Source organism: Phytopseudomonas dryadis (assembly GCF_004327355.1).
Lineage (GTDB): Bacteria > Pseudomonadota > Gammaproteobacteria > Pseudomonadales > Pseudomonadaceae > Aquipseudomonas > Aquipseudomonas dryadis.
Map to the genome: position 1 here is coordinate 73,362 of NZ_QJUM01000015.1, position 16,079 is coordinate 89,440.

The window sequence follows — 16,079 nt, forward strand, 5'->3', positions numbered from 1 at the left end:
AAAATATTTATTAGGAGTCTTTTGGGCATGAGGGTATTGAAGGGGTTTTTAGTTTTATTAGACTGTTGGATAGCTATTTATATTTTTAGATAATATTCACTCATCTTCTCGTTTCCCAAGACCAAGGGGCTACTGACATGGCACGCAAGCGAACCGTCGCCATCGGCTTTATCGGCGCCACCCTGGATCGGGTAGGCAAGGGCGCCAATCGCTGGAACAGGTGGCGGCCCAGCATCGGCCTGTGTCAGCAGCCGGACCTGCTGATCGACCGCCTGGAGTTGATCCACGGAACCGATGCCCGCGATATCGGCCTGGCCGAACGCATCCGGGTGGATATTCAGCAGATCTCCCCGGAAACCGAAGTGCGGCTGCAGCCGATGCACCTGCGCAACCCCTGGGATTTCGAGGAGGTCTACGGCGCGCTGCACGACTTCACCAGTGCCTATGCCTTCGATACCGAGCACGAGGATTACCTGGTGCACATCACCACCGGCACTCACGTGGCGCAAATCTGCTGGTTCCTCCTGACCGAGGCACGCTATCTGCCGGCGCGCCTGGTGCAGACCTCGCCGGCGCGCAAGCGCGACGAAACGGCGCAGGTCACCGGCACCTACGCGCTGATCGATCTCGACCTGTCGCGTTACGACCGCATCGCCACGCGTTTTCGGCACGAGCGCCTGGAGGGGCTGGCTTTTCTCAAGTCCGGCATCGCCACGCGCAATGCCGCCTTCAACCGCTCCATCGAGCAGATCGAGCGAGTGGCGGTGCGTTCCAGGGCACCGATGCTGCTGATCGGCCCGACCGGCGCCGGCAAGTCCTTTCTCGCCCGGCGCATCTATGAGCTCAAGCGCAGCCGGCATCAGGTCGAGGGGCGCTTCGTCGAGGTCAACTGTGCGACCTTGCGTGGCGACGGTGCCATGTCGGCCTTGTTCGGCCATATCAAGGGGGCCTTCACCGGGGCGCAGAATGCCCGCGACGGCCTGTTGCGGGCCGCTGACGGCGGCATGCTGTTCCTCGACGAGATTGGCGAACTGGGCCTGGACGAACAGGCCATGTTGCTCAAGGCCATCGAGGAGAAGCGCTTCTTCCCGCTCGGCTCGGACAAGGAGGTGGCCAGCGATTTCCTGTTGATCGCCGGTACCCACCGCGACCTGCGAGCGCGTGTCGGCGAAGGCCTGTTCCGCGAGGACCTGTTCGCGCGTATCAACCTGTGGACCTTCGAGTTGCCGGGTCTGGCCGGGCGCCGCGAGGACATCGAGCCGAACATCGATTTCGAGCTGCAGCGTCATGCCCGCGAGCAGGGGCGCCTGGTGCGTTTCAATCTGGAAGCGCGGCGCCACTATCTGGCTTTCGCCAGCTCCAGCGAAGCGGCCTGGCAAGGCAACTTTCGCGAACTGTCCGCCTCCATCACGCGAATGGCGACCCTGGCCGACAGTGGGCGGATCGACGAAGCCCAGGTGCAGGAGGAAATCGATCGGCTGCGCCGCGCCTGGGGCGTGGCCGATCCGCATGACGGGCTGGATGCGCTACTGGGTGACGCGGCCGATGGTCTCGATCTGTTCGACCGCCTGCAGCTGTGCGCGGTGATCGCGGTCTGTCGTCAAGCCGACAGCCTGTCCGATGCTGGGCGCCGCTTGTTCGACGTGTCGCGTCAGGCCAAGGCTCAGCCCAACGATGCCGATCGCCTGCGCAAATACCTGACGCGCTTCGGCCTCGACTGGAAAGCCGTCCGCCAATCTGGCTGACGGGGGAGACCCGTCAGTCGAGCGTCCGTTCCCGGGATATCGCTCCTTGCTGGCGCGGCGTGGCGCCTGGGAGCGCTGCAACGGGGCTCCTGCAAAAGCGTGCCGCAATGTGCGTGGGTAGGCGGCCGCCTCAAGCGTTTTTGATCGAAGGCCGAAGGCCGCTATCGCTTTCTTGCCGCCATTTTTTCTGCTGGATGTGGGTCGCAAGATCATCTGCGGCTTTTGATGCGCAGCTGCTCGGGGCGGCGTACAGCGGGTCGCTCACCTGACCGTTTGTACCGCTCGACGTGGGTGCCTTGCCAGGCGGGAGCGGGGGGCGCCAGAATGCAGGCAATTCTCCGCGGTATTTAAGGACTCCCGATGCCCGATCCCGTTGCAGCCGGCTTGCGGCTGGCGCCCGATGCACTGACCCGTCCCTTCGCCCCCGAACAGTTCGCCTTCACCACCACCGATGATCTGGAACCCTTCCGCGGCGTGCTCGGTCAGGAGCGGGCGGTGGAAGCCCTGCAATTCGGCGTGGCCATGCCGCGTCCCGGCTACAACGTGTTCGTCATGGGCGAGCCGGGTACCGGTCGTTTCTCCTTCGTCAAACGTTACCTGCAGGCCGAAGGCAAGCGCCTGGAAACGCCCTCCGACCAGGTCTACGTCAATCACTTCGACGAGCCGCGCGAGCCGCGCGCCATCGAGCTGCCGGCCGGCACGGCGAGTGCGTTCATCGCCGATATCAACGTGCTGATCGACAACCTGCTGGCGACCTTCCCGGCGGTGTTCGAGCATCCCTCGTTCCAGCAGAAGAAGAGCGCCATCGACCGCGCCTTCAACAAACGCTACGACCAGGCCCTGGACGTGATCGAGCGCCTGGCGCTGGAGCGCGGCATCGCCCTGTATCGCGACAGCAGCAACATCGCCTTCACCCCCATGCTCGAGGGCAAGGCGCTGGACGAGGCCGAGTTCGCCCAGTTGCCGGAAGCCGACCGTGAGCGCTTTCATGCCGATATCGCCGCCCTGGAGGAGCGTCTCAACGAGGAGCTTGCCAGCTTGCCGCAATGGAAGCGCGAGTCGAGCAACCAGTTGCGTCAGTTGAACGAGGAAACCATCACCGTCGCCCTGCAGCCGCTGCTGGCGCCGCTGTCGGAGAAGTATGCCGAGAACGCCGGGGTCTGCGCCTACCTGCAGGCCGTGCAGGTGAACCTGCTGAAGACCGTGGTCGATCAACTGGTCGAGGTGGAGAAGGCCGACGCCCAGACGCGCAAGATGCTCGAGGAACAGTACAGCCCGAGCCTGGTGGTGGGGCATCACATCGACGGCGGTGCGCCGGTGGTGTTCGAACCGCACCCGACCTACGACAATCTGTTCGGCCGTATCGAGTACAACACCGATCAGGGCGCGCTCTACACCAGCTATCGGCAGCTGCGCCCCGGCGCCCTGCACCGCGCCAACGGCGGCTTCCTGATCCTCGAAGCGGAGAAGATGCTCGGCGAGCCGTTCGTCTGGGACGCGCTCAAGCGTGCCCTGCATTCGCGCCAGCTGAAAATGGAGTCGCCCCTGGGCGACCTCGGCCGTATCGCCACCGTGACCCTCAATCCGCAGGTGATCGCCCTGCAGGTCAAGGTGATCATCATTGGCGCCCGCCAGCTCTATTACGCCCTGCAGGATCACGATCCGGACTTCCAGGAGATGTTCCGGGTGCTGGTCGACTTCGACGAGGACATCCCCCTGGCCGACGAAAGCCTGGAGCAGTTCGCCCAGTTGCTGAAGACCCGCACCTCGGAGGAGGGCATGGCGCCGCTGAGCGCCGCCGCCGTGGCCCGCCTGGCGACCTACAGCGCGCGCCTGGCCGAGCACCAGGGGCGCCTGTCGGCGCGTATCGGCGACCTGTTCCAGTTGCTCAGCGAGGCGGATTTCATCCGTAATCTGGCCAGCGAGAGCGTCACCGATGCCGATCACATCGAGCGCGCCCTCAAGGCCAAGGCCACGCGCACCGGACGCGTCTCGGCGCGGATCATCGACGACATGCTCGCCGGCATCATCCTGATCGATACCGCCGGCGCCGCCGTGGGCAAGTGCAATGGCCTGACCGTGCTGGAAGTCGGCGATTCGGCCTTCGGCGTGCCGGCGCGGATTTCCGCCACGGTCTACCCCGGCGGTTCCGGCATCGTCGACATCGAGCGCGAGGTCAACCTCGGCCAGCCGATCCACTCCAAGGGCGTGATGATCCTCACCGGCTTCCTCGGCAGCCGCTACGCCCAGGAATTCCCGCTGGAGATCTCGGCGAGCATCGCCCTGGAGCAGTCCTATGGCTATGTGGACGGTGACAGCGCCTCCCTGGGCGAGGTCTGCACGCTGATTTCGGCCTTGTCGCGGATTGCGCTCAAGCAGTGTTTCGCCATCACCGGTTCGATCAACCAGTTCGGCGAGGTGCAGGCGGTCGGTGGCGTCAACGAGAAGATCGAAGGCTTCTTCCGCCTCTGCGAGGCCCGCGGCCTGACCGGCGAGCAGGGGGCGATCATTCCCCATTCCAACGTCGCCACCCTGATGCTCGACGAACGCGTGCTGCAGGCCGTGCGTGCCGGTCAGTTCCACGTCTACGCGGTGCGCCATGTCGACGAAGCGCTGAGCCTGCTGGTCGGCGAAGATGCCGGCACGCCGGACGACAAGGGGCGCTTCCCGGATGGCAGCGTGAATGCGCGGGTGGTCGAACGGCTGCGCGAAATCGCCGAGATCGGTATGGGCGAGGAGGACAAGCCGGAAGCGGCGAAGGAGGCCTTGGCCGCTGCGCTGCCCGCCGGCGAGAAGAAACCGCGGACGAAGAGGCCGGCAGCCGACTGAGGGGCGCGCGGACGAGCTGAAACGGGAGCAGCTCCTGGCATGCCGCCTGGACCTGCTTGCCCACGCTTCGTCCACACGGTTATCCACAGGTCGCGTGGATAACTGCAGGCTTTTCCGATCCGGCCATGCGGGTGTAGGCTGAACGCCTGTTCCCGTGAGGGCCGCCGCCATGCCGCGTAGCCTCTGCCTGACTCGCCAATGCCTGGGCGTGACCACCCGTATCGAATGCGTGCTGCTGCCGCTGGCGGGCGGTCAGGGGCTCTGGACATTGATCTGTACCGCCGGCATGTCCGGCGCCCAGCCTTCGGCAATCAAGGCGCAAGGCCCGTTCTGCGGCCCTTTCGTGGCTGAAGAGGTGCTCGATGACATCGCCGAAAGCCTGGCTGTGCAGGGCTATGGCGAATGCCAGGAGCTGCCGATCTGGCGCCTGCACGCCCAGGCCGAACTGCGCCGCCTGAATGGTGAGCGCTACCACTCTGCCGGGGATTGTGCGCGCCGTCCGGAAACCTGATTCGTACCGCTGGGTCCTGGCCGCCCGTGCTGCGCCGTCATCCGCTCCGGAAGTGCGGGGCGGCAGGGTTATCCACAGTGCGGCATTTGGCCGCGCATGGCTCGTGTAGGCGGCGTTTGCCTGTCACTTGGCGCTGGGTATACTCGCCCGCTGTTCAATCGCCCGTGAGAGTCCATGGAACGCTTTATCGAAAACGCGATGTACGCATCGCGCTGGTTGCTGGCGCCGATCTACTTCGGCTTGTCGCTTGGCCTATTGGCGCTGGCGCTGAAGTTTTTCCAGGAAGTTTTCCATATCCTGCCGAATGTATTCGCCCTCGCCGAGGCTGACCTGATCCTGGTGCTGCTGTCGTTGATCGACATGGCCCTGGTCGGCGGCCTGCTGGTGATGGTGATGATTTCCGGCTACGAGAACTTCGTTTCGCAGCTCGACATCGATGACAGCAAGGAAAAGCTCACCTGGCTGGGCAAGATGGATTCCAGCTCGCTGAAGATGAAGGTGGCGGCGTCGATCGTGGCGATCTCCTCGATCCACTTGCTGCGGGTGTTCATGGATGCGCGCAGTTACGACACCAGCCACCTGATGTGGTACGTGATCATTCACATGACCTTCGTCGCTTCGGCCTTCGCCATGGGCTATCTGGACAGGCTCACCAAGCACGACTGATCGGCGGGAGCCTGCAGTTTTCCGGGATGGCACGATTAAATGGTATGCCGGGGCCCGGGACGCCCTGCAGGAGCCCGCGACCCCGCGGCGATTGATGGCCCATGACACGCTTTGTGGGGATGGCCACCGGCGCATCGCGCCGAGGCCGACGCTCCTGTACCGGCGGCGGTTTGCCGCTTTTCTGTAGGCGCCGCAGAATCGCCGACGGCCCTCAACGACTGTGCTAGTCTGGCCGGCCTTTTTTCCAGCCTGCGGAGCCGCGCCATGTCCGAACTCAATCTCTCCACTGACGAAACCCGCGTCAGCTACGGTATCGGCCGCCAGCTCGGCAGCCAACTGCGTGACAATCCACCGCCCGGCGTCAGCCTGGATGCGGTGCTGGCCGGCCTGGCCGATGCCTTCACCGGCCTGGAAAGTCGTGTCAGCGAGGCCGAGCTGTCGGCCAGCTTCAAGGTGATCCGCGATGTCATGCAGGCCGAAGCCAAGGCCAAGGCCGAAGCGGCCGCGGGCGCCGGTCTGGCCTTCCTGGCCGAGAACGCCAAGCGCGAAGGCATCACCGTGCTGGCGTCCGGGCTGCAGTACGAAGTGCTGACTGCTGGCGCGGGCGCCAAGCCATCGCGTGAAGACAGCGTGCGCACCCATTACCACGGCACCCTGATCGACGGCAGTGTGTTCGACAGCTCCTACGAGCGTGGTCAGCCGGCCGAGTTTCCGGTCGGTGGGGTGATCGCCGGTTGGACCGAAGCCCTGCAGCTCATGGGTACCGGCAGCAAATGGCGCCTGTATGTGCCGAGCGAACTGGCCTACGGCGCCCAGGGCGTGGGCAGCATCCCGCCGCACAGCGTGCTGGTGTTCGACGTCGAGTTGCTGGATATCCTCTAAGCGCTCTCGGCGTGGCGTCTTTGTTGGGGCGCTGCGCCACCTCGCTCCCGGGAGCGAGGCAGTGGCCAGGTGTCACGGGCGCAAGGCCCGGGCATAGCAGTAGAGGAACAGGCTGCGTACCAGTTCCTTGAGCACCAGTGGCTCGCTCGAGCTGAGTTCGTGCAGATCCAGGTCGCCCTGGTTGCGCAGTTCGTCCAGTGCTTCTTCCTCCAGCACCGCGCAGACTTCTCCGGTTTCGCGGTGCAGGATGCGCAGATAGGGGTGCGGTCGATCCAGCCAGGCGTCTATTAGGTAAGTCATGCTCATCATCTCCCTGTTGGTGATGTGATGAGAATAATTCTTATTACGTTAATAGCAAGGCTTAATCGTGCCCTTTCGTCGATCCATGAAAAATCGCCGGTAGCAATTTTCGGCGTCGCTGGCGACGGTTCGTGGGCTGGCGGGCTATAAACAGGCTATGCCCCGCCCTGCAGGATTCAGCAACAAGCGCGCAGAACTGCCGCATTTGCGTAGGAGCCGCGACCTCGCGGCGAATCGTGGCCATAGCGCAATTTATGCAGCATGGCCGCCATCGCATCGCGCCGGGGGCGACGCTCCTACTGTGCGAACGGGCCAAGGAGCAAGACGGTATCTACGCTTCCTGCAACATATCGCCATAAAAAAGCCCGTCACTGGGACGGGCTCTCTGGCGCGGCTGTTGCTCAGTGGGTGCGGGCCACGGCGAAGCGGCTCAGTTCCACCAGAGCATCCCGGTATTCACCGGCAGGCAGCTTCTCCAGGCAGACAATGGCGCGTTCGGCGTAATCGCGGGCCAGTTGCGCGGTGTAGTCCAGGGCGCCAGCGGCTTCCACGGCGTTGCGGATGCTTTCCAGATCCTCCAGGCCGCCTTTCTGGATGGCCTGGCGCACCAGGGCGGCCTGTTCGGGCTGGCCTTCGCGCATGGTGTAGATCAGCGGCAGGGTCGGTTTGCCTTCGGCCAGGTCGTCGCCGACGTTCTTGCCCAGTGTGGTGGCATCGCCGCGGTAGTCGAGCAGGTCGTCGACCAGTTGAAAGGCCACGCCGAGATGGTCGCCGAAGGTGCGCAACGCTTCGGTCTGCTCGGGCGTCGCCCCGGCCAGGGCCGCGGCGCTGTGGGTCGAGGCCTCGAAGAGCATGGCGGTCTTGCCGCGGATGACTTCCATGTAGGTTTCTTCGCTGGTGCTGGCGTCGCGGATCTTCGACAGCTGCAGCACTTCGCCCTCGGCGATCACCCGGGTGGCCTTGGAGAGGATCTTCATGACCGGCATGGAGCCCAGCTCGACCATCATTTCGAAGGAGCGCGAATAGAGGAAGTCGCCGACCAGCACGCTCGGGGCGTTGCCCCATTGGGCGTTGGCGGTGCTGCGGCCACGGCGCATGTCGGACATGTCGACCACGTCGTCGTGCAGCAGGGTGGCGGTGTGCAGGAACTCGATGGTGGCAGCCAGCAGGCGCAGTTTGTCGTCGTGCAGGCCCAGCGCTTTGCCGCTGAGCAGGACGAGCAGGGGGCGCAGGCGTTTGCCGCCCGCGGAAATGATGTAGTCGCCGATCTTCTCGACCAGCGGGACGCGGGATACCAGCTGCTGACGGATAATGCCGTCGACAGCGGTAAAGTCATCCGCCACCACACTGTAGAAAGCCTGGGGTTGCATCGGCTGCAGGTGCTCCTTCTGGGTTGCGCGGCATGTTAGGTGCTGTTGATGTTTCAGCGCAAGCCGAAGGGCGGCGCGCGGGGCCTGAAAAGGCAGCGACCCTATTGGGCAGGGGTGGGCTATCAAGGCGAGTGCCTGCGGCGCTTGCGCCGGGCCAATGGCTTGCGTACAATCGCGCACCCTGAACTTCCCCCTGGGTATTTCCCTGCCTTACGCAATTGCACGGGTGTCCATCCGGCCCCGAGCAGCCATGCCAGTCGACACTTATTCCTATAAAGCGCTGGGTGAGCAGGATTAACGGAGATTTACCATGTACGCAGTAATTGTTACTGGTGGCAAGCAATACAAGGTCACCGAAGGCGAATACCTCAAGGTCGAGAAACTGGAAATCGCCACTGGCGAAGCCGTGACTTTCGACCGCGTGTTGCTGATCGGCAACGGTGATGACGTGACCATCGGCGCTCCGGTCGTCGAAGGCGCCAAGGTGTCGGCTGAAGTCGTTGCGCAAGGTCGCCACGATAAAGTCACCATCATCAAGTTCCGTCGCCGTAAGCACCACATGAAGCGTCAGGGCCACCGTCAGTGGTTCACCGAGATCAAAATCACCGGTATTCAGGCCTGATTCGTTTCGCCTGAACCCTTTATAGGAGTATTGAACTCATGGCACACAAAAAAGCTGGCGGTAGTACCCGCAACGGTCGCGACTCAGAAGCCAAACGCCTTGGCGTGAAGATGTATGGCGGCCAGAAAATCGTTCCTGGCAACATCATCGTGCGTCAGCGCGGCACCCAGTTCCACGCCGGTTACGGCGTCGGCATGGGTAAGGATCACACCCTCTTCGCGAAAATCGAAGGCGTGATCAAGTTCGAAGTGAAAGGCGCCTTCGGTCGTCGTTACGTGAGCGTCGTCGCGGCCTGATCGCGCGGTTGCTGGAAAAGCCCCGTCTGCGACGGGGCTTTTTTGTTTCTGTATCCTATGGCGTGGTGATCGAGTCTCCCGGTGTGTGGGGAGGTGACGAGTCGCGCAGTGCGTGGGTTCTTGCCAAACTGTCCTGGGTTCAAGCGGGCGGTTTCAGGACAATTTTGCAAGCACCCGGTGTTCCTTGTTTCAGTGACCCGCGTTTATGGCGGGAGGCGTACCCATGAAATTCGTCGATGAAGTATCGATTTTTGTAAAGGCCGGTGACGGCGGCAACGGTTGCATGAGCTTCCGCCGGGAGAAGTTCATCGAGAACGGTGGGCCGAACGGTGGTGATGGCGGTGATGGTGGCTCCGTTTACATGGAGGCCGACGAAAACCTCAATACCCTGGTCGACTACCGTTACACCCGCCGCTTCGATGCCGAGCGTGGCTCCAATGGCGGCAGCACCGATTGCACCGGGCGCAAGGGCGAGGATCTGATCCTGCGCGTGCCGGTCGGCACCACGGTGATCGACGCCGGCACCCAGGAAGTCATCGGCGACCTGACCAAGGCCGGCCAGCGCCTGCTCGTCGCCCAGGGCGGCTGGCACGGTCTGGGTAACACGCGCTTCAAGTCCAGCACCAACCGGGCGCCACGCCAGACCACGCCGGGCAAGCCGGGCGATGCCCGGGATCTCAAGCTGGAGCTCAAGGTATTGGCGGATATCGGCCTGCTCGGCCTGCCCAATGCCGGCAAGAGCACCTTCATTCGTTCGGTGTCCGCGGCCAAGCCGAAAGTGGCGGATTACCCCTTCACCACCCTGGTGCCGAACCTGGGGGTGGTCAGCGTCGACCGCTACAAGAGCTTCGTCATCGCCGATATTCCCGGGCTGATCGAGGGCGCCTCGGAGGGCGCGGGTCTCGGCATTCGCTTCCTCAAGCACTTGGCGCGCACCCGTCTGTTGCTGCACCTGGTGGACATGGCGCCGCTGGATCTGACCGACCCGGCCGAGTCGGCGGCAACCATCGTCGACGAGCTGACCAAGTTCAGCCCGGCATTGGCCGAGCGTGATCGCTGGCTGGTGCTGAACAAGGCTGATCAACTGCTCGAGGAAGAGCATGAGGCGCGCGTGGCCGAGGTGGTGGCGCGGCTCGACTGGAAAGGTCCGGTCTACGTGATTTCCGCGTTGGCGCGCGAAGGCACCGATCAGCTGTGCTACGACATCATGAATTACCTGGAGGCGCGCGCCGAGCGTATCCAGGAAAACCCGGATTTCGCCGCCGAGGTGGCCGAGCTCGATCAGCGCATCGAGGACGAGGCTCGTGCCCAGCTGCAGGCGCTGGACGACCAGCGCGCGCTGCGCCGCTCGGGCGTCAAGGCCGTGGGCTCGGTCGAGGATGACGATGGCTTCTGGGATGAAGAGGATGATGAGGATGGCCCGGAGATCATTTACGTCCGGGATTGAATGGACGACCGACGCCGCTTGATTGCGGCGTTTTTGTCAGTGTCCGGGGTGGTCTGTCGTAACGCATTCTGTTTGAGGTTGGAATCATGCGTGACAAGGTGAGCGGCGCGCGGCGCTGGGTGGTGAAGATCGGCAGTGCGTTGTTGACGGCCGATGGGCGTGGCCTGGATCGTGCGGCAATGGCGGTCTGGGTCGAGCAGATGGTGGCGCTGCGCGCGCAGGGCGTGGAGCTGGTGCTGGTGTCCTCGGGGGCGGTGGCGGCCGGTATGAGTCGCCTCGGCTGGACGGCGCGACCCAGTGCCATCCATGAGCTGCAGGCGGCGGCGGCCATTGGCCAGATGGGGCTGGTGCAGGCCTGGGAGTCGAGTTTCGGCGAGCACGGCCGGCGCACCGCGCAGATCCTGCTGACCCATGACGACCTGTCGGATCGCAAGCGCTACCTGAATGCGCGCAGCACCCTGCGCACCCTGGTCGAGCTGGATGTGGTGCCGGTCATCAACGAGAACGACACGGTGGTCACCGACGGTATCCGTTTCGGCGACAACGACACCCTGGCGGCGCTGGTGGCCAACCTGGTGGAGGCGGATCTGCTGGTGATCCTCACCGATCGCGATGGCATGTACGATGCCGACCCGCGCCATAACCCCGATGCCCAGCTGATCCACGAGGCGCGTGCCGACGACCCGGCGCTCGATGCGGTGGCGGGGGCGGTCGGCGGTGCGCTGGGGCGTGGCGGCATGCAGACCAAGCTGCGCGCGGCGCGCCTGGCGGCGCGCTCGGGGGCGCACACGGTGATCGTCGGCGGCGGTATCGAGCAGGTATTGGCGCGCCTCAAGGCCGGCGAGTTGCTCGGTACCCTGCTGGTGCCGGAGCGCGGCATGCTGGCGGCGCGCAAGCAGTGGCTGGCCGGGCATCTGCAGACCCGCGGCACCCTGGTGCTGGATGCCGGCGCGGTGAAGGCGCTGGTGTCCGATCGCAAGAGCCTGCTGCCGGTCGGGGTCAAGGCGGTGCAGGGCAGTTTCCGCCGCGGCGAGATGGTGGTGTGCGTGGCGCCGGACGGCCGTGAAGTCGCCCGGGGCCTGGCCAACTACAGTGCGCTCGAGGCGCAGAAGATCATTGGCCGGCCCTCGGATGATATCGAGCAACTGCTCGGCTATGTCGATGAGCCCGAGCTGGTGCATCGCGATAACCTGATTCTGGTCTAAAGGCAGCTTCAAGCTTCAAGCTTCAAGCGAAGAGGGGCGGCTTGGCTGTGTCCATCGAGGAGGTCGTATGAAGGCAGGATGGCTTGGCGTGTTGTGTGCGTTGCCGCTGTGGGTGTCCGCCGAGCAGATCGGCGAGGTGTCCACGGTGTTCAAGTGGATGGGGCCCAACGACAAGATCGTGGTCGAGGCGTTCGACGATCCCAGGGTGGCGGGCGTGACCTGCTACCTGTCGCGGGCCAAGACCGGTGGCGTGAAGGGCGGCCTGGGGCTTGCCGAGGATCGCGCCGAAGCGTCCATCGCCTGCCGTCAGGTCGGGCCGATTCGTTTCGAGGGCGAATTGAAGGCGGGGGAGGAGGTCTTCCGCGAGCGCACCTCGCTGATCTTCAAGACCATGCAGGTGGTGCGCTTCTTCGACGAGAAGCGCAACGCCCTGGTGTACCTGGTCTATAGCGACCGCGTCATCGAGGGCAGTCCGCAGAATGCGGTCACGGCGATCCCGATCATGCCTTGGCCTGACGCTCGTTAGAGTCGGGTTTCACGTCCTGTGGTTCGACAAGAGGCGCTTGAGGCTGGAGGCTGAACGATTCGTACGGCGTTCAGCCTCTAGCGCTTTTTCCGGCTTATCTGTATTCGAAGGCAATAAAAAACCGACCCTGGGGTCGGTTTTTCAAGAAACGTGCAGCTTAGGCAGCGGCGGCTTCGCCGAGTGCCTTGATGTGCCCGTTCAGGCGGCTCTTGTGGCGAGCGGCCTTGTTCTTGTGGATGATGCCCTTGTCGGCCATGCGGTCGATTACAGGCACCGCCAGAACGTAAGCGGCTTGTGCTTTCTCGTGGTCTTTGGCGTCGATGGCCTTGACCACGTTCTTGATGTAGGTACGAACCATGGAGCGCAGGCTGGCGTTATGGCTACGACGCTTCTCAGCCTGTTTTGCGCGTTTTTTGGCAGAAGGTGTATTGGCCACCGTCAAGCTCCTCGAAAACTAAGGGGTTACAGACAAATAAGGCCGCGAATCATGCCGGTGAGCGCTGCGCTTGTCAAGGCGGATCGCTGGTCGGTCGTCAGCCGGGTGGGAAATGCCTGTCAGTTGAGCATCGGGCCCGCAAAACGGCGGTTTGCCCTGGCCCTGTGGGAGCCGCGCCTCCGCGGCGATTGGTGGCCGTGACACGCTTTTGTGCGATGGCCACCCTCGCATCGCGCCGAGGTCGATGCGCCTCACGGGCGGTGGTTTGCCGCTCTCCTGTAGGCGCCCCTGCTTCTACAAAAACCTTATCCGATCGGCATTACCCGGGAGGGTGCTTTCTCGGCGCGGGGATTCTACACTCGCCGCCCGTGCAGGTGAATGCCGCACGCATGCGCCGTTTTGTGGTCTGTGTCTGGCGCGATGCGGTGATTGCCGCTGAACGAAGCTCACTCCCTGAACCAGAGCACCTCTGCTGAATGAACCTACTCAAGTCGCTGGCCGCCGTCAGCTCGATCACCATGCTCTCGCGGGTTCTCGGTTTTGTCCGCGATACCATCATGGCGCGTATCTTCGGCGCGGGCATCGCCTCGGACGCCTTCGTGGTGGCCTTCAAGCTGCCCAACCTGTTGCGGCGCATTTTCGCCGAGGGGGCGTTTTCCCAGGCCTTCGTGCCGATCCTGGCCGAATACAAGGCGCAGAAGGGCGAGGAGGCGACCCGAACCTTCGTCGCCTATGTCGCCGGGCAACTGACCCTGGTGCTGGCGCTGGTGACGCTGCTCGGCGTGCTGGCCGCACCGTGGATCGTCTGGGCCTCGGCGCCGGGTTTCAGTGACAACCCGGAGCGCTTCGAGCTGACCAGCGACCTGCTGCGGGTGACCTTTCCTTATATTCTGCTGATCTCGCTCTCGTCCTTCGTCGGAGCGCTGCTCAATACCTGGAACCGGTTCGCCGTGCCGGCTTTCGTGCCGACCCTGCTGAACGTCAGCATGATCGTCTTCGCCCTGTTCCTGACCCCGTATTTCGATCCGCCGATCATGGCCATGGGCTGGGCCGTGCTGGTCGGCGGCCTGCTGCAGTTGCTCTATCAGTTGCCCCATCTGCGCAAGATCGGCCTGTTGGTGCTGCCGCGCATCAATATGCGCGACAGCGGCGTCTGGCGTGTGTTGCGGCAGATGGGGCCGGCGATTCTCGGGGTCTCGGTGGCGCAGATATCGCTGATCATCAATACCGTGTTCGCCTCCTTTCTGGTCGCCGGTTCGGTGTCGTGGATGTACTACGCCGACCGTCTGATGGAGCTTCCGGCGGGGGTGCTGGGCGTGGCGCTGGGGACGATCCTGTTGCCGTCGCTGTCGAAGAGCCATGCCTCTGCCGATCCTGCGGCCTATTCGAAGCTGCTCGACTGGGGGCTGCGCCTGTGCCTGCTGCTGGCGCTACCCTGCGCCCTGGCGCTGGCGGTACTGGCCGAGCCGCTGGTGGTGGCGCTGTTCCAGTACGGCAAGTTCACCGCGGCCGACGCCGACATGACCCAGCGTGCCCTGCTCGCCTACTCGGTAGGGTTGCTGGGGATGCTGCTGGTCAAGGTGCTCGCCCCGGGCTTCTATGCCCGCCAGGACATCCGCACGCCGGTGCGCATCGCCATGTTCACCCTGCTGATGACCCAGGTGATGAACCTGCTGTTCATCTTCGTCATCCCGCTGGCCCATGCCGGCCTGGCCTTGTCCATCGGTCTGGCGGCCTGCCTGAATGCCGGCCTGCTCTACTGGAAGCTGCGCGCGCGTAACTTCTATCAGCCGCAACCGGGATGGTTGCCCTTCATCGTCAAGCTGGTGATCGCGGTGCTGGTCATGGTCGCGGTCTTGCTGGGGGCGCTATGGCTGATGCCGGCCTGGGATCAGGGTGTGATGCTGGAGCGCTTGCTGCGCCTCGGCGTGCTGGTGATCGTGGGGGCGCTCAGCTATTTCGCCGTGCTGGCGATACTGGGTTTTCGTCTGCGTGATTTCGCCCGGCGCTCGGTCAACTGAGCCCTGACAGCCATCATTGCGCCGGCAGCGAGCTATTGTGGTGCGCGCGGCGCCTCTCATGAACAATTGTAGTCAATTGATTTATATATGAATGAATACCCGTAGGATGGGGCGGGCCGCGTAGGTGCAACCCATCGACAATTGATGGGGTGCACCCATCCTGCCGCCTGCATCCTCCTGTTTGCTGCGCGATAACGCAGCGGCGAAGGCGGCCAGCCTACCCGGCGCCTGCCGCTGTGCGTATAATTGGCCACTTTGTGAGCAAGAAGCGCGTTATGCAGCTGGTTCGAGGCCTTCATAATCTGCGGCCCCAGCATCGGGGCTGTGTCGCCACCATCGGTAACTTCGACGGCGTGCATCGTGGTCATCAGGCCATCCTGGCGCGTTTGCGCGAGCGTGCTCGGGAATTGTCGGTGCCCAGCTGCGTGGTGATCTTCGAGCCGCAGCCGCGCGAGTTCTTCGTCCCGCACGATGCACCCGCCCGGCTGAGCCGCTTGCGCGACAAGCTCGCCTTGCTGGCTGCCGAGGGCGTCGACCTCGTCCTGTGCCTGGCTTTCAATCCGCGTCTGCGCGAATTGAGCGCCGCCGAGTTCGTCCAGCGGGTATTGCTCGACGGCCTGGGTGTCGAGCACCTGGAGGTCGGCGACGATTTCCGCTTCGGCTGCGACCGGGCCGGCGATTTCGCCTTTCTCGCCGAGGCGGCCAGCCGCGAAGGCTTTACCGTCGAGGCGGCGAAGACCGTCGAGATAGATGGCATGCGTGTCAGCAGTACGCGCATACGCGAAGCGCTGGGCACGGGTGATTTCGGCCTGGCCGAACGCATGCTCGGGCGGCCGTTCCAGATCGCCGGGCGGGTGTTGCACGGGCAGAAGCTGGGCCGTCAGCTGAATGCGCCGACCGCCAATGTGCAGCTCAAGCGCAAGCGCGTACCGCTGAGCGGGGTCTACCTGGTCAGCGCCGAGATAGACGGCCGATCGTGGCCCGGGGTGGCCAATATCGGCGTGCGCCCCAGTGTCGACGGTGATGGCAGCGCCCACCTCGAGGTGCACCTGCTGGACTTTGCCGGCGACCTGTATGGCCGGCGTTTGACGGTGGCATTCCACCACAAGCTGCGCGATGAGCAGCGTTTCGCCTCACTCGAGGCACTGAAGACGGCAATTGCTGCCGATATTGCCGCCGCCCGCGCCCATTGGCAGGGCCAACCGCTTAAGTGAAGAGCCGAG

15 protein-coding genes are annotated in these 16,079 nt (G+C 63.9%); 12 read left to right on the forward strand and 3 right to left on the reverse strand.

Annotated features, from left to right (window positions below; genetic code table 11):
* Positions 1 to 137 precede the first annotated feature (137 nt).
* From rtcR to bamJ, 5 genes are all read left to right on the forward strand, one after another.
* On the forward strand, positions 138 to 1,745 hold the full coding sequence (rtcR, locus tag DNK34_RS14155; protein ID WP_131175659.1) for an RNA repair transcriptional activator RtcR: 1,608 nt from the start codon (positions 138 to 140) through the stop codon (positions 1,743 to 1,745).
* Between the two features lie 360 nt (positions 1,746 to 2,105).
* Positions 2,106 to 4,574, forward strand: coding sequence for a Lon protease family protein (locus DNK34_RS14160; RefSeq protein WP_131175658.1), 2,469 nt, complete (start codon positions 2,106 to 2,108; stop codon positions 4,572 to 4,574).
* Between the two features lie 169 nt (positions 4,575 to 4,743).
* The gene (locus DNK34_RS14165) at positions 4,744 to 5,085 is read left to right on the forward strand and encodes a PA4575 family protein (protein ID WP_131175657.1); all 342 of its coding nucleotides are present in this window, start codon (positions 4,744 to 4,746) and stop codon (positions 5,083 to 5,085) included.
* 174 nt (positions 5,086 to 5,259) lie between these two features.
* Complete coding sequence (locus tag DNK34_RS14170) at positions 5,260 to 5,751, forward strand: TIGR00645 family protein (protein ID WP_131175656.1); 492 nt, start codon at positions 5,260 to 5,262, stop codon at positions 5,749 to 5,751.
* A 264-nt stretch (positions 5,752 to 6,015) separates the two neighbouring features.
* Positions 6,016 to 6,633: a BamJ family beta-barrel-assembly machinery protein gene (gene bamJ, locus DNK34_RS14175; RefSeq protein ID WP_131175655.1), complete on the forward strand. Its 618-nt coding sequence runs from the start codon at positions 6,016 to 6,018 to the stop codon at positions 6,631 to 6,633.
* 72 nt (positions 6,634 to 6,705) lie between these two features.
* Here the strand turns inward: bamJ and DNK34_RS14180 are convergent, their stop codons facing one another.
* The gene (locus DNK34_RS14180; RefSeq protein WP_131175654.1) at positions 6,706 to 6,933 is read right to left on the reverse strand and encodes a PA4570 family protein; all 228 of its coding nucleotides are present in this window, start codon (positions 6,931 to 6,933) and stop codon (positions 6,706 to 6,708) included.
* Between the two features lie 401 nt (positions 6,934 to 7,334).
* Positions 7,335 to 8,303 carry a polyprenyl synthetase family protein gene (locus DNK34_RS14185; protein WP_131175653.1) on the reverse strand — a complete coding sequence of 323 codons (969 nt, stop codon included), beginning with the start codon at positions 8,301 to 8,303 and terminating at the stop codon, positions 7,335 to 7,337.
* Between the two features lie 310 nt (positions 8,304 to 8,613).
* Between DNK34_RS14185 and rplU the strand changes: the two genes are divergently transcribed.
* The 5 genes from rplU (at position 8,614) to DNK34_RS14215 (ending at position 12,399) form a co-directional block, all read left to right on the forward strand.
* On the forward strand, positions 8,614 to 8,925 hold the full coding sequence (gene rplU / locus DNK34_RS14195) for a 50S ribosomal protein L21 (protein ID WP_131175651.1): 312 nt from the start codon (positions 8,614 to 8,616) through the stop codon (positions 8,923 to 8,925).
* Positions 8,926 to 8,963: 38 nt separating this feature from the next.
* The gene (gene rpmA, locus DNK34_RS14200; RefSeq protein WP_013789841.1) at positions 8,964 to 9,221 is read left to right on the forward strand and encodes a 50S ribosomal protein L27; all 258 of its coding nucleotides are present in this window, start codon (positions 8,964 to 8,966) and stop codon (positions 9,219 to 9,221) included.
* A gap of 223 nt (positions 9,222 to 9,444) precedes the next feature.
* Entirely contained in the window at positions 9,445 to 10,668 is a 1,224-nt protein-coding gene (cgtA, locus tag DNK34_RS14205; RefSeq protein WP_131175650.1) for an Obg family GTPase CgtA, read from the forward strand.
* Positions 10,669 to 10,754: 86 nt separating this feature from the next.
* Entirely contained in the window at positions 10,755 to 11,873 is a 1,119-nt protein-coding gene (proB, locus tag DNK34_RS14210; protein WP_131175649.1) for a glutamate 5-kinase, read from the forward strand.
* A gap of 67 nt (positions 11,874 to 11,940) precedes the next feature.
* Complete coding sequence (locus DNK34_RS14215; RefSeq protein WP_131175648.1) at positions 11,941 to 12,399, forward strand: CreA family protein; 459 nt, start codon at positions 11,941 to 11,943, stop codon at positions 12,397 to 12,399.
* A gap of 157 nt (positions 12,400 to 12,556) precedes the next feature.
* Here DNK34_RS14215 and rpsT read toward each other — a convergent pair whose 3' ends face one another.
* Entirely contained in the window at positions 12,557 to 12,835 is a 279-nt protein-coding gene (gene rpsT / locus DNK34_RS14220) for a 30S ribosomal protein S20 (RefSeq protein ID WP_131175647.1), read from the reverse strand.
* A gap of 476 nt (positions 12,836 to 13,311) precedes the next feature.
* Between rpsT and murJ the strand changes: the two genes are divergently transcribed.
* Positions 13,312 to 14,856 carry a murein biosynthesis integral membrane protein MurJ gene (gene murJ / locus DNK34_RS14225; protein WP_131175646.1) on the forward strand — a complete coding sequence of 515 codons (1,545 nt, stop codon included), beginning with the start codon at positions 13,312 to 13,314 and terminating at the stop codon, positions 14,854 to 14,856.
* A gap of 275 nt (positions 14,857 to 15,131) precedes the next feature.
* The gene (gene ribF, locus DNK34_RS14230) at positions 15,132 to 16,070 is read left to right on the forward strand and encodes a bifunctional riboflavin kinase/FAD synthetase (protein ID WP_131175645.1); all 939 of its coding nucleotides are present in this window, start codon (positions 15,132 to 15,134) and stop codon (positions 16,068 to 16,070) included.
* Positions 16,071 to 16,079: the final 9 nt, after the last annotated feature.